Source organism: Halomonas tibetensis (genome assembly GCF_042643535.1).
Lineage (GTDB): Bacteria > Pseudomonadota > Gammaproteobacteria > Pseudomonadales > Halomonadaceae > Halomonas > Halomonas tibetensis.
Window position 1 is genome coordinate 108615 of record NZ_JBHRSQ010000004.1, and the last position, 22137, is coordinate 130751.

Annotated in this window: 21 protein-coding genes; 15 read left to right on the forward strand and 6 right to left on the reverse strand. The window is 64.6% G+C overall.

Translation table 11 applies throughout. The annotated features are described in order from the left end of the window. Positions 1-9: 9 nt before the first annotated feature. A complete protein-coding gene (locus tag ACFODV_RS00690) occupies positions 10-741 on the reverse strand; it encodes a FadR/GntR family transcriptional regulator (RefSeq protein WP_379753116.1) in 732 nt (243 codons plus the stop codon). Between the two features lie 233 nt (positions 742-974). On the opposite strand from ACFODV_RS00690, the gene ACFODV_RS00695 reads away from it, so the two are divergent. The 8 genes from ACFODV_RS00695 (at position 975) to ACFODV_RS00730 (ending at position 9472) form a co-directional block, all read left to right on the forward strand. After that, a complete protein-coding gene (locus ACFODV_RS00695; RefSeq protein ID WP_379753119.1) occupies positions 975-1982 on the forward strand; it encodes an asparaginase in 1008 nt (335 codons plus the stop codon). A 133-nt stretch (positions 1983-2115) separates the two neighbouring features. Next, positions 2116-3117, forward strand: coding sequence for a TRAP transporter substrate-binding protein (locus ACFODV_RS00700; RefSeq protein ID WP_379753122.1), 1002 nt, complete (start codon positions 2116-2118; stop codon positions 3115-3117). Positions 3118-3161: 44 nt separating this feature from the next. After that, positions 3162-3683 (forward strand): TRAP transporter small permease, encoded by a 522-nt coding sequence (locus ACFODV_RS00705; protein ID WP_379753125.1) that lies wholly within the window; start codon positions 3162-3164, stop codon positions 3681-3683. Positions 3684-3698: 15 nt separating this feature from the next. After that, on the forward strand, positions 3699-4973 hold the full coding sequence (locus tag ACFODV_RS00710; protein WP_379753128.1) for a TRAP transporter large permease: 1275 nt from the start codon (positions 3699-3701) through the stop codon (positions 4971-4973). Positions 4974-4984: 11 nt separating this feature from the next. Beyond that, positions 4985-6250, forward strand: coding sequence for a M20 family metallo-hydrolase (locus ACFODV_RS00715; protein WP_379753131.1), 1266 nt, complete (start codon positions 4985-4987; stop codon positions 6248-6250). A gap of 1 nt (position 6251) precedes the next feature. Next, positions 6252-6722, forward strand: a complete 471-nt coding sequence (locus ACFODV_RS00720; RefSeq protein ID WP_379753133.1) for a RidA family protein — start codon at positions 6252-6254, stop codon at positions 6720-6722. 17 nt (positions 6723-6739) lie between these two features. After that, on the forward strand, positions 6740-8140 hold the full coding sequence (locus ACFODV_RS00725; protein WP_379753136.1) for an amidase: 1401 nt from the start codon (positions 6740-6742) through the stop codon (positions 8138-8140). A 66-nt stretch (positions 8141-8206) separates the two neighbouring features. Next, the gene (locus ACFODV_RS00730) at positions 8207-9472 is read left to right on the forward strand and encodes an amidase (protein WP_379753139.1); all 1266 of its coding nucleotides are present in this window, start codon (positions 8207-8209) and stop codon (positions 9470-9472) included. 46 nt (positions 9473-9518) lie between these two features. On the opposite strand, the gene ACFODV_RS00735 is transcribed toward ACFODV_RS00730, so the two are convergent. Next, on the reverse strand, positions 9519-10043 hold the full coding sequence (locus ACFODV_RS00735; RefSeq protein WP_379753142.1) for a gamma carbonic anhydrase family protein: 525 nt from the start codon (positions 10041-10043) through the stop codon (positions 9519-9521). 138 nt (positions 10044-10181) lie between these two features. On the opposite strand from ACFODV_RS00735, the gene ACFODV_RS00740 reads away from it, so the two are divergent. The 4 genes from ACFODV_RS00740 to ltaE are packed head-to-tail and all read left to right on the forward strand — an operon-like array spanning position 10182 to position 14612. After that, positions 10182-11105, forward strand: coding sequence for a DMT family transporter (locus tag ACFODV_RS00740; protein WP_379753145.1), 924 nt, complete (start codon positions 10182-10184; stop codon positions 11103-11105). Between the two features lie 40 nt (positions 11106-11145). Continuing rightward, the gene (locus ACFODV_RS00745; protein WP_379753148.1) at positions 11146-12717 is read left to right on the forward strand and encodes a GNAT family N-acetyltransferase; all 1572 of its coding nucleotides are present in this window, start codon (positions 11146-11148) and stop codon (positions 12715-12717) included. A 14-nt stretch (positions 12718-12731) separates the two neighbouring features. Continuing rightward, on the forward strand, positions 12732-13571 hold the full coding sequence (locus ACFODV_RS00750; RefSeq protein ID WP_379753151.1) for a M90 family metallopeptidase: 840 nt from the start codon (positions 12732-12734) through the stop codon (positions 13569-13571). A gap of 33 nt (positions 13572-13604) precedes the next feature. Then, a complete protein-coding gene (ltaE, locus tag ACFODV_RS00755; protein WP_379753154.1) occupies positions 13605-14612 on the forward strand; it encodes a low-specificity L-threonine aldolase in 1008 nt (335 codons plus the stop codon). Between the two features lie 56 nt (positions 14613-14668). On the opposite strand, the gene ACFODV_RS00760 is transcribed toward ltaE, so the two are convergent. Continuing rightward, positions 14669-15619 carry a LysR family transcriptional regulator gene (locus tag ACFODV_RS00760; protein ID WP_379753157.1) on the reverse strand — a complete coding sequence of 317 codons (951 nt, stop codon included), beginning with the start codon at positions 15617-15619 and terminating at the stop codon, positions 14669-14671. A 117-nt stretch (positions 15620-15736) separates the two neighbouring features. Here ACFODV_RS00760 and ACFODV_RS00765 point away from each other — a divergent pair, with 117 nt between their 5' ends. Continuing rightward, entirely contained in the window at positions 15737-16810 is a 1074-nt protein-coding gene (locus ACFODV_RS00765) for a tartrate dehydrogenase (RefSeq protein WP_379753160.1), read from the forward strand. Between the two features lie 132 nt (positions 16811-16942). On the opposite strand, the gene ACFODV_RS00770 is transcribed toward ACFODV_RS00765, so the two are convergent. Both ACFODV_RS00770 and ACFODV_RS00775 read right to left on the reverse strand, forming a co-directional pair. Beyond that, on the reverse strand, positions 16943-17575 hold the full coding sequence (locus ACFODV_RS00770; RefSeq protein ID WP_379753163.1) for a cytochrome b/b6 domain-containing protein: 633 nt from the start codon (positions 17573-17575) through the stop codon (positions 16943-16945). 1 nt (position 17576) lies between these two features. Continuing rightward, the gene (locus tag ACFODV_RS00775) at positions 17577-19133 is read right to left on the reverse strand and encodes a tetrathionate reductase family octaheme c-type cytochrome (RefSeq protein ID WP_379753166.1); all 1557 of its coding nucleotides are present in this window, start codon (positions 19131-19133) and stop codon (positions 17577-17579) included. A gap of 279 nt (positions 19134-19412) precedes the next feature. Between ACFODV_RS00775 and ACFODV_RS00780 the strand changes: the two genes are divergently transcribed. Both ACFODV_RS00780 and ACFODV_RS00785 read left to right on the forward strand, forming a co-directional pair. Continuing rightward, entirely contained in the window at positions 19413-20807 is a 1395-nt protein-coding gene (locus ACFODV_RS00780) for an NAD(P)/FAD-dependent oxidoreductase (RefSeq protein ID WP_379753169.1), read from the forward strand. A gap of 12 nt (positions 20808-20819) precedes the next feature. Beyond that, positions 20820-21179 carry a hypothetical protein gene (locus ACFODV_RS00785; protein WP_379753172.1) on the forward strand — a complete coding sequence of 120 codons (360 nt, stop codon included), beginning with the start codon at positions 20820-20822 and terminating at the stop codon, positions 21177-21179. 48 nt (positions 21180-21227) lie between these two features. Here ACFODV_RS00785 and ACFODV_RS00790 read toward each other — a convergent pair whose 3' ends face one another. Then, positions 21228-22100: a class I SAM-dependent methyltransferase gene (locus ACFODV_RS00790; protein WP_379753175.1), complete on the reverse strand. Its 873-nt coding sequence runs from the start codon at positions 22098-22100 to the stop codon at positions 21228-21230. Positions 22101-22137 lie beyond the last annotated feature (37 nt).

Sequence of the window (22137 nt, forward strand, 5' to 3'; positions counted from 1 at the left end):
GCCATCCCGTCAACTCACATAGGTGAGATTGGTTTCCCAGCTTTCGCTACTGACGTCGATGGCGGCCTTTACCGCTTCCTCATCCCCCGCCTGAAAGGCCGCATAAATCGCCTTATGATCCTTCAATGCTACCTCTGGAAGGGTCTGCATGGAGGTTTCCAACGCTGCTTCGATCAGCTGTAGCAGCGTCTCTCCTACCCTGATCGTCATCGGATTATGGGTCGCATGAAGTATCGCCCGGTGGAAGGCGACATCGTGGCGCGCCGTCTGCTCGCCGTTGGCGATCGCCGAGGCCATGGCCTCGATACTCTGCTGGATGCGGACATGGTCCTCCGGACAGGCATTGTCCATGGCCTGCAGGGTATAGGCGGGCTCAAACATCTTTCGAAACTCGAGCACATCTCGCGTCATCCCGCGCGCCAGGATCATGCCGAAGGCCATTGGGTCTACCAGGGGGTCGCCAGGCTCGCGGCATATCATGGTCCCCTGACCCCGTTTGACCTCCACGATACCGATGGCCTGCAGCATCTTGATGGCCTCGCGAACGCTCGACTTGCCGATTCCCAGGCTTTGCGTCAGCTCTGTTTCCGATGGCAAATAGTCACCCGGCAAAAGCTCGCCCCGAATCAATGCCCCCTTGATGCGTTCAAGCAGCTGCTGGGCAACGGAGCTGCGATCGATGGAGTTGCCGAAACTCTCGACTGAGGTGAGCGGCAGTGTGGGCTGGCGTTTCAGGCTCATGCTGGCGTCTCGTAGTGGTATGGCGTGCCGCATCGAAAAAATCGTTGTTTGCCAATGCATTGCTCGCAAGGCAGACAGTTTATCGATGCCGAATGTTTGGACGTCCTGTCATTTCCCGCTTGCAGACGACTCAAAATTGAGTCTAGCATGAGCTCAGACAGCAGACATCAGATGTCTGAACACTGAAACGGCATAGCGAAGCTTCAGGCCCCATGCCCGACACGGTGATAATAATGACAAGAATCAGCACAAGAACCAGGATCGTGGTCCTCACCACCGGCGGAACCATCGCCAGTGGCCAGGACGCCTCGGGCCGGAACCGGTCAGGAGAGCTGAAGGGCGAAGACCTGATGAGTTGGGTCTCACTACCCGCAGATGCAGACATCGACGTCGAGGTTCGCTCTCTCCTGCAGAAGCCCAGCAACGCCATTACCCTCGACGACCTGATGACCCTTCGCCAGGAATGTCAGGCACTGTCCCGTTCTTCCGACGTGGCGGGCATCGTGATCACGCACGGCACTGACACCCTCGAGGAGACCGCCTACTTCCTCGACATCACTCTCCCGGCCTCACCCACCGTCGTGCTGACAGGCTCGCAGCGGGCTCCTCACGAGCCCGGAACGGATGCCTATCGCAATGTCGCGGACGCAGTGCTGGTAGCCGCCAGTCATCAGGCTAGCGGCCTGGGCGCACTGGTCGTCTTCAACCAGTCGATCTTTGCCGCACGGCAAATCCGCAAGGTCAGCAGCTTTCAGGTGAATGGTTTTGCCGCACCCGAGACCGGCCCTCTGGGCTATATCGACGGGGCACGGGTGAACCTATCGATGCATCCCGCTCGGCCGGACGAGCTGACGCTCCCCGACGACGCCACGCTGCCCAGGGTCGATATCCTGCCCGCCTATCTGGACGCCTCACCGGCACTGCTCGAGGCCGCCGCGGAGAATGGCGCCGCCGGCCTGGTGATCGACGGCCTGGGGCGCGGTCATGTGCCGCCGGACTGGCTGGACGTTATCCAGCGCATTACCGCGAGAGGCATCCCAGTGGCAGTCGTCAGCAGTTGCCCCACCGGTCCCGTCCATGCGAGCTACGAATTCCTGGGCAGCCTGGCGAGCCTCGAGGCAGTCGGCGTCATCGCCGTGACCGACCTGAGCGCCCGCAAGGCCCGCCTTGCCCTCTCCGCCATCCTTGCCTCCGCCACGCACGGCGAGGTCGCCGAGAGACTGCGAACCCTGACGGCCTGAGCATGGCCGGCAACATGCTCCGCCTGGCTACGTCAGGCTGAAAGGGCCCGTACCGCGTACGGATGACACCGGGGCGACCCGGTGCCGAACACCCCTCAATAATGCACACCAATAACCCCACAAGGTGCTGACAATGAAAAGCAAACTGATCAAGGTGTCACTGGTGACGGCGATTGCCGCCGCATCTCTAGGCATGAGCCAGGCACAGGCCGCCGACTACACCCTCAGCTTCGCCCACGTTCTGATCGAGGAAACGCCCAACGGTCAGGCAGCACTTCGCTTCAAGGAGGAGGTGGAAGAGAAATCCGAAGGACGCATCCAGATCAACGTGCTTCCCGCGGCCCAGGTCGGCGGCGACGTGGAAATCATCGAGCAGATCCAGATGGGACTGGTGGATATCGGCATCCCGCCTACGGCCACGCTCGGCAACTTCGAACCCCGCATGCAGATCCTTGACCTGCCGTTTTTGATCGCCGACTACGACACCATGGTGGAGACCCTGGATGGTGAAGTGGGACGCGAGATCCTGGACACCCTGAACGGCCATAACATGTATGGCGTGAACTTCTGGGGGGCCGGCTTTCGCCACATGACCAACAACGTGCGACCCATCCATGGGCCGGAGGATCTCGACGCCATCCGCATGCGCACCATGCAGGCCCCGATCATCATCTCTACCTACGAGAACTACGGCGCCAATGCCACCGCCATGGCCTTCACCGAGGTTTACAACGGTCTGCAGCAGGGGGTCGTCGCCGGCCAGGAGAACCCGCTGGCCAACATCTACACCATGCGTTTCCACGAGGTGCAGGACTACCTGTCGCTGACCAACCACGCCTACCACGCCTACGCGGCGGTCATCAATCAGGACTCCTGGGACTCGCTGCCAGAGGACCTGCAGGCCGTCATGCTCGAGGCCTTCGACAACGGGCGCACCGCCTCTCGCGAACTGACCCTCCGGGACGAGGCCACCATCCTCGAAGCCATTCAGGATGAGATCGCGATCAACGAGATCACTCCCGAGGCGCGCGAAGCCTTCATCCAGGCCAGCATGCCGGTGCATGAGGAGTACGAGAGCGTGGTCACCACCGAGCTTCTGCACACGGTCTACGACGCGGTAGGCATCGAGTACTGATCCTGCCATCCACTCCGATGTCACTCTAACCCGGTGCACTCACCATGTTCGAAGCACTCAACAAGGTGGTTGATCTCCTGGAGAGTGTGGCGATGGTCGCGTTCATGTCGATCGCGACCATCATTACCACCATCCAGGTCGTCTATCGCTACGGCTTCAATGGCTCCCTGTTCTGGGCCGAGGAAGTCGTCATCTACTCCATCATCTGCATGAGTTTCGTGGGAGCAAGCATGGGGGTACGCCATGGCGCTCACATCTCTGTGGATGTGCTCAATGCCTTCGTGCCCCCCGCCATCAATCGCTGGCTCCATATCATTGCCGCCGTGCTGGGCATTGCCTTTGCCGGCTTCCTGACCTACTACGGGTTCGATCTCTACTTCAACACCCTGGGACGAGGACAGCTGACGGCCGCCCTGCGTCTGCCCATGGCCTGGTTCTACCTGCCCATCGGCATCTCGGGGATCCTGCTGATTCTGCGCTACCTGTGGGTCATCCACGAAGCCTGGACCAAGCCGCCGGAAAGCCTCGCTGCAGAGCTCGCCGCTGGAAAAGACAAGCTTGTCTGACGACTGGAGATCCTCATGATCACGGCACTTCTTCCCATCTTCTTTGCAGTGCTGCTGCTGGGTCTTCCGATCTTCGCGGCCCTGGCCTTCTCTGTCTTCCTGGCCATCGAATTCTTCGGCGCCACCAATCCCGTCATCGTACCGATGCGCATGTTCACCGGCATGAACAACTTCTCGCTGATGGCCATCCCGTTCTTCATTCTGGCCGCCGAGCTGATGCGCATCGGGGGGCTGTCGGACCGGCTCATCAATCTCGCCAAGGCGCTGGTGGGCTGGGTGCCGGGAGGTCTGGCGGCGGCCACCGTTCTTTCCTGCCTGTTCTTCGGAGCGATCTCCGGCTCCAGTCCCGCCACGGTCGTGGCCATCGGCTCGATCATGTTCCCTGCCCTGGTCGCGGCCGGCTACGACAAGCGTTTTGCCATCGGACTGATCGCCACCGCGGGCACCCTGGGACCCATCGTGCCTCCCAGCATCGCGCTGATCATCTATGGCTCGGTCACCGGCACCTCGGTAGGCAGGTTGTTCGCGGGTGGCCTGCTGCCGGCCATCCTGATCGGGTCACTGCTGATCGCCTACTGCATCGTCTACTCGTCCTTCAAGGGATACGAGCGCTCGCCCTTCCCGACACTGCGTGAGATTGGTTCGGCGTTCAAGTCGGCCGCCTGGGGGTTAGGTCTGCCGTTCATCCTGCTCGGCGGCATCTACAGCGGCATCTTCACCCCGACCGAATCCGCCGCGGTCGCCTGCATGTACGGGCTATTTGTCGGCATGGTGGTCTATCGCACCATCGACTTCCGGAACATGATCGGTACCCTGCGCAGTTCCGGCCTGATCTCGGCCACTCTGCTGCTGATTACCGCTGGCGCCTCGGCCTTTTCCTGGCTGCTGGCGATCACCGGCACCCCGACCCAGTTGGCGAGTCAGGTGCTCTCCCTGACGGACGATCCGTTCGCGGTGATGGCCCTGTTCAACGTGGTAATGATCGTTGCCGGTTTCTTCCTCGACAGTGCCTCGGCGATCATCGTGCTTTCGCCGCTGCTGCAGCCGATCGCCGCACAGGTCGGCGTGGATCCTGTCCACTTCGGCATCATCACCCTGGTGAACTTCTCCGTCGGCATGATCACACCGCCGGTCGGGCTGAACCTGTTCGTGGCTATGGCGATTTCGAAAATGTCGCTCCAGGAGGTCTTCAAGGCCTGCCTACCGCTGATCCTGATCATGCTGATTGCCCTGATGGTCATCACCTATGTGCCGTGGATCAGCGTCTATCTGCCTTCGCTGCTCTACTGAGGAGACCGACCATGCAAACGAGTTCCTCTCTGGCAAGGGCGGTCGACGGTGACCGCTTCTGGGCCGATATCGAGGCCCAGGCAAAGATCGGCGCCCTCCCTCCCCGCGGCATTCGCCGCCTGGCACTGGACGACCAGGACAATCGTGCGCGGCGGTGGCTGATGGACCAGGGCAAGGCGCTCGGCTGCAGCGCCCACTACGATGACATGGGCAACGTCTTCCTGCGCCGGGAGGGTCAGGATCCCTCGCTACCCCCCCTGCTGATCGGCAGCCACCTCGACAGCCAGCCCAGCGCCGGGGCCTATGACGGCACCCTGGGCGTGGTGGCAGGCCTGGCCGTAGTGCGCGCACTTGCCGAACAGCAGATCGTTCACAAGCGGCCGGTCGAGGTCGTCTCCTGGACCAACGAGGAGGGCGCGCGTTTCGCGCCCGGCGCCTCTGGCTCATCGTGGTTTGCCGGCCGGCGCGACGCAGAGACGATCCTCGCCGCACGTGACGATGACGGCGTGACCTTCCGGGAGGCGCTGACCGACTGCCTGGCGCTGCTCGAGGCACAGGGAGCTCAGTTTCGGGACATACCGGTCGTACCCCACGCCTTCCTGGAGTTGCATATCGAGCAGGGGCCTGTGCTGGAGGCACAGGGAGCCCCTGTGTGCGTGGTCACCGGCATCCAGGGCGTCAACTGGTACGAGGTCGAGGTCAATGGCCAGGCTAACCATGCGGGCACCACGCCGGAGGCGTCGCGTCGCGATGCGTTCATGGGGGCCCATGCTCTGGTCGGCGCCCTGAAGCAGGCCGTGTCGGCCCTGAACGATCAGGTGCGCTTCACCATCGGCAAGTTCGCCCTGACGCCCAACTCGGTGAATACCATCGCCCAGCAGGCCCGCTTCACCATCGACCTTCGCCATCCGGACCCGGCGGTGCTGGACACCCTGGATGCGGCATTCCAGAGGTTGGCAGAACAGGAGTGGTCCAACTGCACGGTCCGACTGGAAGCGACCTCGAAGGTGGCCCCGGTGGCCTTCGATCACCACCTGGTCGCCGTCCTCGACGATGCCGTCAAGGCCTTCTGCCCCCAGGCCCCGCGGCTGGTATCCGGGGCCTTCCATGACGCCATCCACCTCGCCCACCTGTGCCCTACGGCCATGCTTTTCACTCCTTGCCGGGCGGGCATCAGTCACCATCCCGATGAACATATTGAGCGCGTTGACGCCGAGGTCGCGGTCCGCGTCCTGGCGCATGCCGTCGAGCGGCTGCTCACCACAAGGAAAGATTGATATGACTCAGACTATCGAAGCGGCCGTGGCGGCACAGGGCCTTACCCTCCCCGCCATCCCGCGTCCCCGCGGCGCCTTCCTGCCATGGTCGAGGCTGGGCAACCAGCTTTTCCTGGCCGGCCAGATCTGCGAGCGAGGCGGCGAGGTGCTCTACCCGGGCAAGGTGGGCGCCGAGTTCGACCTCGAGACAGGCAAACTCGCCGCCCAGGCGTGCGCGCTGAACCTGATGGCCTCGCTCAGCGACGCGGTGGAGGGTGACATGAGCCGTGTCGTGCGCTGTATACGCATGAACGGGTTCGTCAACGTGGCGCCCGGATTCCACGACGTGCCGCTGGTGATCAACGGCGCCTCGGAGCTATTCATCGCCCTGTTCGGCGAACACGGACGCCATGCTCGCACCGCGATCGGCGTCGCCACCCTGCCCGGCAACGCCGCCGTCGAAGTCGAATCGATCTTCGAGATTTGCGACTGACAACAAGGAAGCACGCCATGACCGACTCACCTCTGAAGCGCCCGCTGCGAGACCAGTACGCCGGGCTGCGCAGCGGCACGCTGACCGCCAGGGCCCTGGCCGAGGCCTCCGTGGAAGCCCACCGAATCCGCGGCCAGCACGACCATGCCTACCTGACCTGGAACGGCGAAGCCGCTCTGGCCTTTGCCGAGGCCACCGATGCCTTGATTCGTCAAGGGGGGGATGCCGGCGCCCTGATGGGCATTCCTGTTTCGATCAAGGACATCTATGCGGTGCCGGGCCTGCCGACCTATGCCGGCTCGTCACGGCGGCTTCCTCAGCAGTGGGAACAGCCAGGGCCCATGATCGCTGCACTGCTCGCTCAGTTACCCAGCGTCATGGGCAAGACCCACTCGGTGGAGTTTGCCTTTGGCGGGCTGGGAACCAATGCCCACTGGGGCGCTCCCCGCAATCCCTGGGACCTCGACGCCCACCGCACGCCCGGCGGCTCCAGTGCCGGGGCAGGCGTTTCACTGATCGGCGGCACCGCGAGCCTGGCCCTGGGCACCGATACCGCTGGCTCGGTGCGTGTTCCAGCCGCCATGACAGGCGTCGCCGGACTCAAGACCACCGTCGGCCGCTGGTCGACGAACCAGATTGTACCGCTCTCTAGTACTCTGGATACCCCGGGGCTGCTGGCCCACCGCGTGGATGACCTGGCCTTCGCCTTCGACGCCCTCGATGGCGTACTGACAAGGCATGGCACCCGCGTCCCGGCCCCGCCGGCGCTGGCCGATCTCACCTTCGGCGTACCGGGTGCCTTCTTCTGGGACGATTGCAGCCCCGGCGTCGCCGAAGCCGTCGAAGCCGCCATCCGCCAACTCGAGGCCGCCGGGGCTCGTCTGATCACGTTTGACCTGCCCCACACCGATGAAGTCTTCACGCTGTTCCAGCAGGGAGGTCTGGCCGCTGCCGAACTGGCGGCGTTCCTCAAGACCGAACTGCCCGAGATGATCGATGCCCTGGACCCCAATGTCGCCGCCCGGGTAAAGGCCGCCGACGACATGCCGGCCTGGGAGTACGTGCGCCGGCGCGCCGTCATCGACAAGCTGACAACCGCAGCCGCAACGCGTCTGTCCGACGTGGATGCCATGCTGACCCCCACCGTGGCCCTCACCCCGCCCACCCTGGAGAGCCTGCTCCCGGAGGGGGCCTACGCGAGGGCCAACATGCACGCCCTGCGAAACACCGTGATTGCGAACTTCATGGGGCTCTGCGGGCTGACCATGCCGGTCGGCAAGGACAGCGCCGGCATGCCGGTCGGGCTGCAGGTGCTGGCCGGCCCCTGGCAGGATGCGCGGCTGCTGGCCATCGGCCAGGCCATCGAGGAGGAGCTGGGTACCGGCCTCGACCTGCTCGGCAAGCCCCCAGCCCCCTGATCGGCCGCTCAGTCCCGGCACCTCTTGTCCACCTTCAAGCAGCAGGTCAGTCTGGAGCGAACGCGCATGACCGATTGGAACCGCATGACCCTGGCTGGCTTCCGGCACCGGCTCGCCGACGGCGAACTCTCGCCGCTTGACTGGTGGATGGCCTGTCGGGAGCGCATCAACGCCATGGACCCAAGCCTACAGGCCTGGGAGTGCCTGGCCCCCGAGCCCGCCATCGCGGGACGTGATGACGGGCAGCCCTGTCCTGCCCTGTACGGTGTCCCGGTAGGCATCAAGGACATCATCGACACGGCCAGGATGCCCACCACCTGGGGAACACAGGGATACCACCACGTCGACGGCTCCGACATGGATGCGGCCATCGTCACCCAGCTCATTCGCCTCGGCGCCCTGCCCATGGGCAAGACGGTCTCGACCGAGTACGCCTACTTCCAACCCAGCAGGACGCGAAATCCCCATGACCCGTCACGCACCCCGGGTGGCTCCTCGAGCGGTTCGGCGGCCGCCGTCGCCGCCGGCATGGTACCGGTGGCCCTCGGCACCCAGACCGTGGGCAGCATCATCCGTCCCGCCAGCTACTGTGGCGTCGTGGGGTTCAAGCCCAGCCACGGCACGCTCAGCGTCGCCGGCGTGAAGGCACTGGCGCCGTCATTGGACACCCTGGGCTGGTTTACCCGACACATGGAGGATACGCGCACACTGTTCACTGCCCTCACCGGCAGCGACCCGATCACTCCTCTGGAGGGGCTTGAGGGAGTGCGCGTCGGCCTCTGCCGGGTGCCCAGCACTCCTCTGCCATCGCCAGACACTAGCGCCGCCCTGGAAGACGCCGCCACGAGGATGGTCGCGCTCGGTGCCCACCTCAGCCCCGTTGATCTGGGCGAGTCATTCGACGACCTCGTGACGCACCAGAGGGTCATCCTGGCCTATGAAGCCGCGCGCGCCCTGGCCAGCGAGCGCGCCCGCTTCGAGGCGTCGATGAGTCCGGCTCTGATAGCGCTGCTGGACGAGGGGCAAGGCATCTCCCTGGGGCGTTACTGGCAGTCACGACAGGCCGCCGATCGCGCGAAGCTCGCCCTCGCGCAACAGTTCGCCGAACGCTTCGATGTGCTCATTGCCCCCAGCGCCACGGGCGTTGCCCTCGAGGGTCTCGAAAGCACCGGCGACCCGATCTACTCACGTGCCTGGACCCTGCTGGGGGTTCCCTGCATCAACCTGCCACTGCACTGGACGCTCCAGGGACTACCCGTCGGCGTGCAACTGATCGCCGACCGATATCAGGATCAACGGTTGCTGAGTATCGCCAGTGCCCTGATGCCTTGACCCGAATGACGATGATCAGAACAACAACGATCCCGACTTCAGAACCTCAATCGAGACGCACCAGATCCCGGGCATGCAGGCGGCCGCGTTCAACATAGTTAGCCGCATTCTTCTTCAGCCCCTGGATGGCCTCCTGCGAGAGCTCGCGGACCACCTTGGCCGGCGCGCCAACGATCAACGAATTGTCGGGGAAGCTGGCGTTCTCCTTGACCACGGCGCCAGCCGCCACCAGGCAGTTCTCGCCGATCACCGCGCCGTTGAGGATCACCGCCTGGATGCCGATCAGGCTGTTGTCACCGACGATGCAGCCGTGGAGCATCGCCTGGTGCCCCACCGTCACGCCCTTTCCCACCCTGAGCGGAAAGCCGGGGTCGGCATGCAACACTGCGCCGTCCTGGATGTTGCTCTCCTCACCGACTTCGAGGTGATCGGTATCACCGCGCAGCACGGCCTGGTACCAGACACTTGCGCCACGCTTGAGGGTAACCTGGCCGATCACGTCGGCCGTCTCGGCTACGTAGACATCGTCATGGAGTTCGGGGCGGTGCTCTCCATATTGGTAAATCGTCATTAGGGTTCTCCTGCAGAAAGGGGTGGGGTGAGGATGCCACGTTCAGATGGCGATGGGATGTCACGGATCATCCGATTATCATGCCCCCTTCCAGGCCTCAGACACCACGAGGTCCCGCTTCAACGTACCGAGGACGCTATGCCGCTGCTCTACTTCCTGCCTCCGCTGGGCGCCGTGCTGATCTGGTCGGGCAACATGACCATCAACCAGCTCACCGTGGACGCCATCGCGCCGAGCAGCATCGCCTTCCTGCGCTGGCTGCTGGCGCTGGTGGTGCTCACCCCCTTTCTGGCCCCGGCGGCGTGGAAGCATCGTTCAACGATCTATCGCGAGTGGCCGAAGCTCGCCGTACTGGGCCTGCTCGGCATGGGCCTGTGGCAGGGGCTCGCCTACGTGGCCGCCGAGACCACCAGCGCCACCAACATGGGCATCCTGGCCGCCATGGTGCCGCTGCTCACCGTACTGCTCAGCGCCCTCATCCTGCGCGAGCCGCCGAGCCTCGGGGGGATAGCCGGCGGCCTGCTGGCACTGGTAGGCGTGGCCATTCTGCTGGGTCGTGGCAATCCGCTGTCACTGCTGGAACTGACGGTGGCCAGGGGCGATGCCTTGATGCTGGTGGCCGCCACCTGCTATGCCCTCTACGGGGTGATGCTCAAGCGCTGGCCCATCGGCCTGCCCCCCTGGGTGCTACTCTACGCCCAGGTGATCTTCGCCGTGCTGTTTCTGCTGCCGCCCTACCTGATGGGCCCGATGACCCCGGTGGATGGGAGCAATATCGGCCTGATCCTCTATGCCGGGATCCCGGCCTCGATCATCACGACTTTCCTGTGGATGCTGGCGATTCGCCAGATCGGCGCCAGCCAGGCGAGCATCTTCATCAATCTGATGCCGCTCTTCAGCGCCCTGATCGCCATGGTCGCCCTGAGCGAGCGCATCGCGCTGTTTCACTTCCTCGGCGGAGTCCTGATCCTGAGCGGAGTGATCATGGCCCAGACCCTGACCCGGCCGCTGCTGCGTCCACGGCCCGCCCCCGCGCCGAGCGATGCCGACCGCCCATGTTAAACTCGAACTCCGCCATCTGACCGACTGACAAGGACACACCATGTCCCTCGAAGACCTGCACCTTACGCTTCGCAACCTGACGCCCGAGGACTACCCCCAGCTCGAGACGCTGATGGATGCCATCTATCACGACATCGGCGGCGCCTGGACGAAGCACACCATCGACACCCTGATCGCCACCTTCCCGGACGGCCAGATCGTCATCGAGGACGACGGCCGACTGGTCGGCATGGCGCTGACCTCGCGGGTCGACTACGAAGAGTTCACCAACCCGCACAAGTACGACGATCTGATCGGCAAGCGTGAGGTGATCCACGACGATCCTGACGGCGACGCCATGTACGGACTCGACGTACTGATCCACCCGGACTACCGCGGCTACCGCCTGGGCCGGCGGCTCTACGATGCCCGCAAGGAGCTGTGTCGTTCGCTCAATCTGCGCGCCATCCTGGCAGGGGGACGCATTCCCCACTATCACAATCATGCCGAGGAGCTCTCTCCCACCCAGTACATCGACAAGGTGACTCGCAAGGAGATACACGACCCCATTCTCTCCTTCCAGCTGGCCAACGACTTCCAGGTCAAGCGCCTGCTGCGCGACTACCTGCCCGAGGATGAGAAATCCCAGGGCTATGCGACCCTGCTGGAGTGGAACAACTTCCTCTATGAGCCGGCCGAGCTGGTACTCGATACCCGCAAGACCCAGGTACGGATCGGCGCGGTGCAGTGGCAGATGCGCGAATTCGACTCGGTGGAGGCGGTGCTGCAGCAGGTGGAGTACTTCGTCGATGCCCTTTCCGATTACAAGAGCGATTTCGCGGTCTTCCCTGAGCTGTTCAACGCCCCGCTGATGGGTCTGCAGGACCGCGCCGCCCAGCAGGACCAGATGTCAGCCGTCCGCTTCCTGGCCAGCTTCACCGAAAAGTTCAAGGCCGAGCTGTCGCGCATGGCGGTCTCCTACAACATCAATATCGTCGCCGGGTCGATGATCGAGGTGGGCAAGGACGACCGTCTCTACAACGTCAGCTATCTCTGCCATCGCGACGGCACCCTGGAAAGCCAGGCCAAGCTGCACATCACCCCCCAGGAGCGCCGCGACTGGGTGATCGAGGGCGGCGACGGTCTGCTGGTGTTCGACACCGACGCCGGACGGGTGGGCATCCTGATCTGCTACGACGTGGAGTTCCCGGAGCTGCCGCGCCTGCTGGCCGAACAGGACATGGACATCCTCTTCGTCCCCTTCTGGACCGACACCAAGAACGGCTACCTGCGGGTGCGTCACTGCGCCCAGGCTCGGGCCATCGAGAACGAGTGCTATGTAGTGCTGTGCGGCAGCGTGGGCAACGTCCCCTCCATCGAGAATCTGGACATCCAGTACGCCCAGTCGGCGGTCTTCTCGCCCTCGGACTTCGCCTTCCCCCACGACGCCGTGCTCAACGAGACCACCCCCAACACCGAGATGATCTTCTTCTCGGATCTGGACCTGACCCGGCTGACCATGGTGCGTAACGAGGGTTCGGTGACCAACCTCAAGGACCGCCGCAAGGACCTCTTCGACCTGCGCTGGCGCGACTGGTCCTGGAAATCAGGGGCCGACCTGGAAGAGAACTGAGGAGCGCCGAGCCGATGCTGGGTCACCTGCGCCGGTGGCGTGAACGCCAATTCTCCGCCCGCCACCCCTTCCCCGAGAAGGCCTGGGCGGAGGCCCGGGCAAGGCTGCCGCTACTTGCTGCTGCGCCCGCCGAGGAGGCGGACCGCCTTGGCAATCGCGCATGGCAGTTTCTGCACGCCAAGCGGCTGAGCCTGCACCCGGAACTGGCCGAGAACACCCCCTTCGACCTGCCCGCCCAGCTGGGCCTGGCGGCTCAGGCCTGCCTGCTAACCCTGGGCTGGAGCGACGAGGAGCACATCGAAGCCTTTGCCAACGTCCACGAAGTCCTGATCCTGCCCGATGCCTTCCGGCGCCAGGTAGAGGAGATGGACGAGTTCGGCGTGATGCACGAGTACGAAGACGAACGCGCTGGTGAGACCTCCCACCAGGGACCGGTGGTAGTGGCCTTCCCCGACCTGATGGAGAGCGGCGACTTCACCGGCTTCAACGTGCTGATTCACGAGTTTGCCCACAAGCTCGACCTGGGCAACTCCCTGGACGTGGATGGCTTCCCGCCGCTGCCGCGGGAGATCGACCCTCGCGAGTGGCACCAGGTGTTCATGGGGGCCTGGGAGGACCTACAGGCGCATCTCGAGCGCGGCGAGGAGACCCCCATCGATGATTACGCCGCGACACACCCGGGCGAATGTTTCGCGGTCTGCTGTGAAGCCTTCTTCACCGCTCCGGACCTGCTGGATGGGGCCTATCCGGCGCTCTTCGAGCTGCTTGTTCGCTACTTCCGCCAGAACCCCCTGACCCGGCTGCCGGGGCTGTCCGCCGAACGCTCTGCGTCGGCCCATCCCGACCGCCACTGATTTGCCATTCACCACCATCCGGAGGAGGCGCCCATGATCGATCTGCGCAGCGACACCGTCACCCGCCCCAGCCCTGCCATGCGCGACGCCATGCACACCGCCCCGGTGGGCGATGACGTCTGGGGTGACGACCCCAGCGTGGCGAGCTTCGAGGCCGCCGTGGCCAAGCGTGCCGGCAAGGACACCGCCCTGCTCTTCCCCTCCGGGACCCAGAGCAACCTGGCCGCCCTGCTCGCCCACTGCCAGCGCGGCGACGAATACATCGCCGGCCAGCAGGCCCATACCTACAAGTACGAGGGCGGCGGCGCGGCGGTACTCGGTGGCATTCAGCCCCAGCCCCTGGAGCACGCCGCCGATGGCTCGCTGCCGCTGGAAAAGATCCGCGCCGCGATCAAGCCCCGCGACTTCCACTTCGCCCGGACCCGCCTGCTGGCCCTAGAGAACACTATCGGAGGCCGAGTGATGGACGCCAGCTACGTGGCAGCGGCCACGGACCTGGCACGAGAGCACGGCCTGGCCACGCACCTGGATGGCGCCCGGCTGTTCAACGCGGCGGTGGCCACCGACACCCCCCTGGCGGCCCTCTGCGCCCCCTTCGACAGCGTCTCGCTGTGCTTTTCCAAGGGACTCGGCGCCCCGATGGGATCGGTGCTGGTCGGCTCCAAGACGCTGATCGACGAGGCGCGGCGCTGGCGAAAGGTGCTCGGCGGCGGCCTGCGTCAGTCCGGCATCATCGCCGCGGCCTGCCACCATGCCCTGGACCACCATGTCGCCGACCTCGCCAATGACCATGCCAGGGCCGCCCGCCTGGCCGAGGGCATCGCCGCCCTGCCCGGGGTCGAGGTGAGTTCGGTTGCCACCAACATGCTCTTCGCCCACTTCCCCGAAGCTCACCGAGAGCCGCTGGTGGCGCACCTCAAGGCGCGAGGCATTATCGCCGAGCTGCTCTACTCGACGCGCTTCGTGGTCCATCGCGACATCGGCGAAGACGATATCGATACGGTGATCGAGGCCTTCGGCGAATATTTCGCCGCTCAGTGATTCTTGCCGAGAGCGGACGGTGGAGATCCTCGGACAACGGCAGGTCGACCTGTTTGCTAGCTGGTTGACATGGTGTCTGATGGAAAGTGGCGGTTGTCGCGTATCGCCACCCGCTCATTCATGCCGTTCGCGAGGTGATCGACGAAGGTGCGAATGCGGGCCGGCACGTGCCGGCGCTGCCGGTAGACGGCATGGAAGTCGGCTCGTACCCCCTGCCAGTCAGGCAGCAGCTCGACCAGCCGGCCGGCCGCCAGGTGCTCGTGGACGTCCCATCGCGAGCGCAGCATAACGCCATGGCCGTCCAGCGCCAGCCGCACAATCACCTCGCCGTCGTTGCTGGCCAGCGGGCCCGAGACCTTCACTGACTGCTCCTCGCCATCACCGCCACGGTGCTGGAAACGCCACACCGCGAAGTCGCTGTCGTTCTCGCGAAGCACCAGGCAGGGGTGCCGGGCCAGATCCGCGGGCGCGTCAAGGCGGCTCATGCGCGCCACATAGGCTGGCGCCGCGCAAGGCACCCGACGGTTGGCAAGGATGAGCTTCGCCATCAGTCGTGAATCGGGCAGTTTGCCTATGCGTACGGAGATGTCCACCCCCTGCTCGCCGGGCATCATCGGGAAGTTGGAGAGCTCCAGTGAGGCATCCACCTCCGGGTGACGAGCACAGAAGTCAGACAGCAGCGGCGCCACGTGGCGCCGACCGAAACCGAAGGTGGCATTGATTCGCAGGGGCCCGGAAAGCTCGGCTCGCTGGGCCCCCAGGGCCTCCTCAAGTTCGCCCAGTTCCTCGAGAATCGCGGCCCCGCGCACCAGATAGCGCTCGCCCTCCGGGGTCAAGGTCAGGCGACGGGTAGTGCGGCTGGCCAAGCTCACCCCCAGGCGCGCCTCCAACTGCTTGAGGCGCTTGCTCACCGCCGAGAGAGATAGCCCCAGGATACGAGCGGTGGCGGTCAGACTGCCTGCTCGGGCCAGGTGCTGGAAGAACGCCAGGTCGTCGAACTGTGCCACGCCATTCTCCATCTGAATTCAATAATGAATTGCATCCTAGCCTGATTATCTCGCTTCTGTCAGAGGCTAGACTGTTTGCCAGTCCGTCAAAGTGAACCAACATGCAGGAGTGAAACCATGGCACAGCGCATTGCAGTGATCCCCGGCGACGGCATCGGCAAGGAAGTGATGCCCGAAGGGCTGCGCGCCCTGGAGGCCGCCGCCGCCCGCTTCGGCATCGAGCTTGAGCTGGAGCATTTCGACTTTGCCAGCTGCGACTACTATGCCGAGCACGGCAAGATGCTGCCCGATGACTGGTTCGAGACCCTCAAGGACTTCGACGCCATCTTCTACGGCGCGGTAGGCTGGCCGGCGACCGTGCCCGACCATATTTCGCTGTGGGGCTCGCTGCTGCAGTTCCGTCGCCGCTTCGACCAGTACGTCAACCTGCGTCCCTGCCGGCTGCTGCCGGGCATCAAGAGCCCGCTGGCCGGCCGCGAGCCCGGCGATATCGACTTCTATGTGGTGCGTGAGAACACCGAGGGCGAGTACTCCAGCGTTGGCGGCAAGATGTTCGAGGGCACCGACCGTGAGGTGGTGATCCAGGAAACCGTGATGACTCGACACGGCACCGACCGGGTGCTGAAGTTCGCCTATGAGCTGGCCGCCTCCCGCCCGCGCAAGAAGCTCACCTCGGCCACCAAGTCCAACGGCATCGCCATCACCATGCCCTGGTGGGATGAGCGCGTGGCCGCCATGGGCAAGCACTACCCCGACGTAGCCGTGGACAAATTCCACATCGACATCCTGACCGCCAACTTTGTCCTGCACCCGGACTGGTTCGACGTGGTGGTGGGCAGCAACCTGTTCGGCGATATCCTCTCCGACCTGGGGCCGGCCTGCACCGGCACGATCGGCGTGGCGCCCTCGGCCAACATCAACCCCGAGGGCAGCTTCCCGAGCCTGTTCGAGCCGGTCCACGGCAGCGCCCCGGACATTGCCGGCAAGGGCATCGCAAATCCCATCGGGCAGATCTGGTCAGGTGCCATGATGCTCGAGCACCTTGGCCATCCGGAGGCCAGCGACGCCATCATTGCCGCCTTCGAGGCGGTGCTCGCTGAGGGCGACACCACGCTGCTCACCCCCGACGTGGGGGGCAAGGGCAACACCGAGAGCCTGGGCCGGGCCATCGCCGCACGCCTCGAGGGCTGAGGCGCCCGCTCCCGAGGGCGCTCTCTCGAAGGGCGCTCTCTCGAAGGGCCTATAGGAAACAGAAGGAAACGGAGCGGCCCCCGCCATGGCGGGGGCCGCTTTGCCGTGCCAGGCCCCGTCGGGGCGAAGGCGTCAGGGTGCCCGTGGCGGGTGCTTCACCTGGGCCTTGTCGTGGACTTCTTCCCAGCCAGTGACCATCGCCTTGATGAGGGCCAGCGGCGTATGGCCCGCGGTGGCCAGATAGACGTGGATAATCAGGAAGACCAGCATCAGGAAAGCCCCCAGGGCATGCAGCCCGGCCACCTGCTCCAGGCCGAGGAAGGCCGGCACGCTGTCGCGCACGCTGCCCCAAAACAGGTAGATCAGCCCCGAGATCCAGATCAGGGGATTGATCACCAGCTTGACGCTCAGGTAGGCCAGGCGCTGCAGGGGATTGTGCTTGCGCTCCACGGTCACCTTGTAGGGATGGGGAGCGCCGCTGAAGATGCCAAAGGCGTAGTAGCGCACCATGGCGCCGATGCGCTCGAGAGTGGGAATGTAGTGCTTCCACTGGCCGGTGGTGAAGTGCCAGAAGATGGCGAACACCCAAAGGCCGATCAGCAGCCAGGCCGCCGTCTCGTGGAGCCGCACCGCCGGACCGAAGGGGATCAGCGAATGGACCCCGCGAATCGCGAAGCCGCTGACCAGCAGGGTGATCACCAGGACCGCCTGTGCCCAGTGCCAGAAGCGCTCGAAACGGGTAAAAAGGTAGATGCGCTGGCTCATCTCAGGGCTCCTTGCGGCGGTTGCGGTTGGCGATGCGCAGGGCACCGTGGCCGACGACACCCAGCAGCATCAGGCCGGCCAGCCCGAAGCCGAAGCGGTCAAGCAGCTGGTGGCGATCACGCCCCGGCAGCCAGACCCCCTCCACGCCGGCCAGCCGACCATCATCGGTATGGCAGCTGCCACACGTCAGGGCTTTTTCGCCGGGCGCCACCATATGGGTGATGGGCCAGAGCATCGAGGTATCCACGAAGTCATACTCACCGCTGAAGGGCTGACCGGCCGCCTCGGTGCCGGCCTCCAGCGCCTTGTCCCAGTCGAAGTTGTACCAGAAGGCAGTCTCGTTGCCGGGGATGGCGACCTGGGGCTGGAGCAGGGTCATGTGGACGGTGTCGTAGGGCTGCTTGCCCAGCGCCCGCTTGACCGGCCAGATGCGGGCATCCTTGGCGCCCGGGGTGCCGTGATAGGTATTGACCCCCACCCGCTCGCTCGGATCGATCACCGTCTCGGCGGTCACGAAGGTCGTGTTGCCGTTCCACCAGAGGTATTCGGGTACCACGTTCTCGCCCGGGACGAAGTCGCCCTTCTTGCTGTCGTAGATGACGTAGCCGTCCTCGTTCTTGATCTGGATAGGGTTGCCCTCCTCATCCAGGCGGCCGGCGGTGGACCAGTCCCACTCCATCTTGGTGGGCACGCCACCCCGGGCAAACTCGGGAATATGGCAGGTCTGACAGGCCAGGGCGCGGGTGTGGGCGTTCAGTCGCTCGGCCATGGCGCCCGACTCATGGGGCGTATCGCCATGGCACGCCTGGCAGGTGGCCGGATTGCGCGCCTCCTGGCTGCCGCGGGTAATCGCCGGATGGTCATCCACGGCGGTACCCTGGATGCGGCTGCCGGGCACGTCATGGCCTTCGGTCTGGTGGCAGGTACTGCAGCTGAAGTCGAGCCCCTCGGCGTCCATGTGAACATCGAGCTCGCGATGGGGATGGAAGAGCGACGAGTCCAGGTCGCCGTGCTTCACGCCGTCACCGCCGCCGCCGTAGAAGTGGCAGGTGCCGCAGGTTTCCCGTGAAGAGGTGCCCACGTTCCGGGCGGCCAGGGACAGGTCTGTCAGCGCCTCGTTGGGCCAGCCAGCCCAGCCGCCCTTCTTCACATAGTCACCGGTATTGTGGCAGGCCAGGCAGTCGACCCGAGTCTCGGCGGTGAAGTCGAAGGTATCGTCCTCCCAGCCATAGCCCACATGGCAGGACTGGCAGAAGCCCTCGTTGGACTGGTCGGCAATGCAGAAGGTGTTGAGCATGGTGCGCTTGCCGAGCCGTTCGCCGCCGTGGGGATTCTCGTAATCCCAGGTCCAGTGCCGCGTCGCCATCACCTGCTGTGCGGCATTGGTGTGGCAATCCAGGCAGGCCTGGGTCACCTGATCGGCACTCGTGAAAGGCCCCTGCAGCTCCTCGAACTGCGTGTGATCCGCGGTGCTGGCGTGGGCCGCAGGCAGCAGTATCAGCCACCCCAGGATTATCGACAGGGCCCACCAGCCGGCCCGCTGCTTGCGCTTGATCATTCTGCTCTCCCCCGATCCCGGTATCGGCCTTGGCGAATGCCTTACCCCGCCAGACAGAATGGCAGGGATGAACGGTTCGAGGATGACCCGGGTCAATAAATCATCGAGAAGAAGTCAAGAAAAAGCCTCGCCATGTGCTCAAGACCGGCAAAAGGACTGACTTGCGTCAAGCTGCCGCATACCAAGGGAGGACGTGCAGGTAGATTACGGCTAGGTTATAAATCAAAGGTTATAAGGATATAACAACTAAATCCTGACCCATCACGCAGGAGTTACGTCATGTCCCGCTTTCCCCTTGACCCTGTTCGCCTGGATCGTCGCCAGCTCTTGAAGTTTGGGCTGGGCGCCAGTGCTGCCGGTCTGTTGCCGCTGGGCAGCCTTCAGGCCAGCACGCTCAACACCAACGCCCGCATCGTCATCCTCGGCGGCGGCGCCGCCGGCATGGCCATGGCCAACCGGCTCTCTCGTCGCCTGGAGGGTGCCCGCATCTCGCTGGTCGAGCCCAGCGAGATCCACCACTACCAGCCGGGCTGGACCCTGGTGGCCTCAGGGGTGTGGCAGTCCGGCAAGACCATGCGTCCCAATGCCGACTTCGTGCCCGCAGGGGTCGAGTGGGTGCGCCAGCCTGCCGTCGGCATCGATGCCGAGCAGCGACGGGTCTCCCTGGCCGATGCCCGCGTACTGGAGTACGACTACCTGGTGGTGGCGACCGGCCTGCAGCTCAACTATCACCTGATCGACGGCATGTCGCCGGATCTGGTCGGTACCCACGGGATTGGCAGCGTTTATGCCAGCATCGAGGGCGCCACTCGCACTCGAGATGCCATTGATGCCTGGCTGGCCAAGGGTGGCGGAAAGGGGCTGTTTACCGCGGCCCCCACCCCGGTGAAGTGCGCCGGCGCTCCGATCAAGATGACTTTCACCACCTTATCGCGTATTCGGGACACGGGCCGTCGCGATGCTTTCCAACTCGACTACCTGACGCCCGGTGCCGGCATGTTCAGCCAGCCCTGGATCAATGACTTCCTTAAGCAGCGCTTCGACGACGAGGGCATCAACCGTCGTCACCACTATCGGCTCTCGGCTATCGACCCCGGCGCCCAGAAGGCCGAGTTCACTTTCGTCGGCCCAGCCAGCGAATTTACCTCCCACCACGAGCTCCGCCAAGAGGAGTTCGGTCGCGAGGGAGAGATGACCGAGGTGGTCGACTACGACTTCATCCATGTGGTGCCGCCCATGAGCGCTCCGGACTTCGTCCGCGAGAGCGATCTGATCGCCCGCGAAGGGCCCTTCCGCGGCGAGTGGCTGGATGTGGACATCCACACCATGCAGCACAACCGCTATCCGGAGGTGTTCGGCATCGGCGATGTGATCGGCGCGCCGATCAACAAGACCGCCGCCAGCGTCAAGGCCCAGGCTCCGGTGGTCGAGGCCAACCTGCTGGCCCAGATGCAGGAGCAGCCGTTGCCGGCCCGCCACAACGGCTACACGTCCTGTCCGCTGATCACCGACATCGGCAAGGCGATGCTGGTGGAGTTCGGCTACGACAACGATATGGACTTCCTGCCCTCCTTTCCTTTCATCGACCCCCGCGACGAGTCATGGGCGGCCTGGGTCATGAAGGACCGCATGCTGCAGCCGGCCTACTATGCCGTGCTGGAAGGCCAGGCCTGAGGAGAAACGATCATGACAATTCAAGGTGCACTAACCATCCTGATGTACGCCCTGGCCCCCTTCCTGTGGATGATTGTCGGTGCTGGGGGGGTGCTGGTGGTTGTCCAGCTGGTGGCCCGCTGGCGCGGTTACCAAACACTGCAATATCGCTGCCTGGGCGCCAACCTGGCGGCCTTGGCGGTCGGCCTCTCGGGGCTGTGGTGGATTCCGGTCTTTACCCACTCGCAGCTCGGCTATGTGGCCACCGCCTTCGACTGGGTAGCGATGATCGGCGCTATCATTGGCCTGACCATCGCCGCCTGGCTGGTGCTGCATCCGCTCAGCTACCAGGTACGCGCTCGCCGCTACGTCAGTCTGAGCGATACCCGCTGAACTTGGCCTTGGCGGGGTTTCTGGCCCCGCCGAAGCGCCTTCCTCAACTCACGCCAGTTTCCATACTCCATCAAGGATTCGCACCTTGCCGGCGGCCAGATTGTCGCGCAGGTTGCGCCCCATTTCGACGAACTCATCGCCGAAGATCAGCGCCGGCCCGGGCAGGCGTGCGGTCTTCTCCCCGACGGCCTCGCGGCGCACATGCTTCTGATGCCAGGTCAGTGCCGTCTCGGTGACATCGCGCACGCTCACCGGCACGAACCCCGCCGCTTCCAGGCTCGCCTGAAGCGACTCGCGCCCCTTCAGGTGGCTGGTTGCCTCTGTGCGCGCCCAAGGTACCGGCAGCGCCAGAGGCTCGAGATTCTCGCCAGCCACCACCTCATGCAGCAATACCTGTCCGCCGGGCACCAGCAGCCGACGCCACTCCGCCAGCACACCGGCCATATCGGGCATGTTCATCAGCGCATGCTGACACCAGATGACATCGAAGGAGCTATCCGGCAGCGGGGTGCGGGCGGCATCGGCGCACAGGAAGCGAGTACGTTGAGCCAGACCGGTAGCCGCGCTCAGCCACTCGGCCACCTCGACGAAGGCCGCAGTAATGTCAACGCCGACCACCTGGCAGCCGGCCTCGTCGGCCAGCAGACGGCTTGCCCCGCCTGTCCCACAGCCTACGTCCAGCACCCGCTGATCCGAGCGAAGCGCCCCAAGAGCCGCCAGCGAGCGGCTGGCGGCTCGCCCCCCCAGGTGCAGCTGGTCGATGCCGGCGACCTCGTCCAGGGTCAGGTGCTCCAGATCGCAGCCCGCGTCGTGGAAGACCGCCCGCAGCCTCGCCACCAGGCTTTCCCCACTCCCGGTGGTGAGGGCATCATAATGGTCGTTGAGTACATGGGCATCGTGATCACGGACATGATCGGTCATGGCGGACTCCTGTGATTCGGCAGTCGGCCAGTCTAGA

Coding starts and splice junctions, on each gene's coding strand:
- ACFODV_RS00715 (WP_379753131.1), top strand. CDS start 4,985: ATGCAAACGAGTTCCTCTCTGGCAAGGGCGGTCGACGGTGACCGCTTC.
- ACFODV_RS00770 (WP_379753163.1), bottom strand. CDS start 17,575: ATGAGCCAGCGCATCTACCTTTTTACCCGTTTCGAGCGCTTCTGGCAC.
- ACFODV_RS00705 (WP_379753125.1), top strand. CDS start 3,162: ATGTTCGAAGCACTCAACAAGGTGGTTGATCTCCTGGAGAGTGTGGCG.
- ACFODV_RS00730 (WP_379753139.1), top strand. CDS start 8,207: ATGACCGATTGGAACCGCATGACCCTGGCTGGCTTCCGGCACCGGCTC.
- ACFODV_RS00745 (WP_379753148.1), top strand. CDS start 11,146: ATGTCCCTCGAAGACCTGCACCTTACGCTTCGCAACCTGACGCCCGAG.
- ACFODV_RS00690 (WP_379753116.1), bottom strand. CDS start 741: ATGAGCCTGAAACGCCAGCCCACACTGCCGCTCACCTCAGTCGAGAGT.
- ACFODV_RS00725 (WP_379753136.1), top strand. CDS start 6,740: ATGACCGACTCACCTCTGAAGCGCCCGCTGCGAGACCAGTACGCCGGG.
- ACFODV_RS00765 (WP_379753160.1), top strand. CDS start 15,737: ATGGCACAGCGCATTGCAGTGATCCCCGGCGACGGCATCGGCAAGGAA.
- ACFODV_RS00710 (WP_379753128.1), top strand. CDS start 3,699: ATGATCACGGCACTTCTTCCCATCTTCTTTGCAGTGCTGCTGCTGGGT.
- ACFODV_RS00750 (WP_379753151.1), top strand. CDS start 12,732: ATGCTGGGTCACCTGCGCCGGTGGCGTGAACGCCAATTCTCCGCCCGC.
- ACFODV_RS00720 (WP_379753133.1), top strand. CDS start 6,252: ATGACTCAGACTATCGAAGCGGCCGTGGCGGCACAGGGCCTTACCCTC.
- ACFODV_RS00790 (WP_379753175.1), bottom strand. CDS start 22,100: ATGACCGATCATGTCCGTGATCACGATGCCCATGTACTCAACGACCAT.
- ACFODV_RS00740 (WP_379753145.1), top strand. CDS start 10,182: ATGCCGCTGCTCTACTTCCTGCCTCCGCTGGGCGCCGTGCTGATCTGG.
- ltaE (WP_379753154.1), top strand. CDS start 13,605: ATGATCGATCTGCGCAGCGACACCGTCACCCGCCCCAGCCCTGCCATG.
- ACFODV_RS00785 (WP_379753172.1), top strand. CDS start 20,820: ATGACAATTCAAGGTGCACTAACCATCCTGATGTACGCCCTGGCCCCC.
- ACFODV_RS00780 (WP_379753169.1), top strand. CDS start 19,413: ATGTCCCGCTTTCCCCTTGACCCTGTTCGCCTGGATCGTCGCCAGCTC.
- ACFODV_RS00775 (WP_379753166.1), bottom strand. CDS start 19,133: ATGATCAAGCGCAAGCAGCGGGCCGGCTGGTGGGCCCTGTCGATAATC.
- ACFODV_RS00700 (WP_379753122.1), top strand. CDS start 2,116: ATGAAAAGCAAACTGATCAAGGTGTCACTGGTGACGGCGATTGCCGCC.
- ACFODV_RS00695 (WP_379753119.1), top strand. CDS start 975: ATGACAAGAATCAGCACAAGAACCAGGATCGTGGTCCTCACCACCGGC.
- ACFODV_RS00735 (WP_379753142.1), bottom strand. CDS start 10,043: ATGACGATTTACCAATATGGAGAGCACCGCCCCGAACTCCATGACGAT.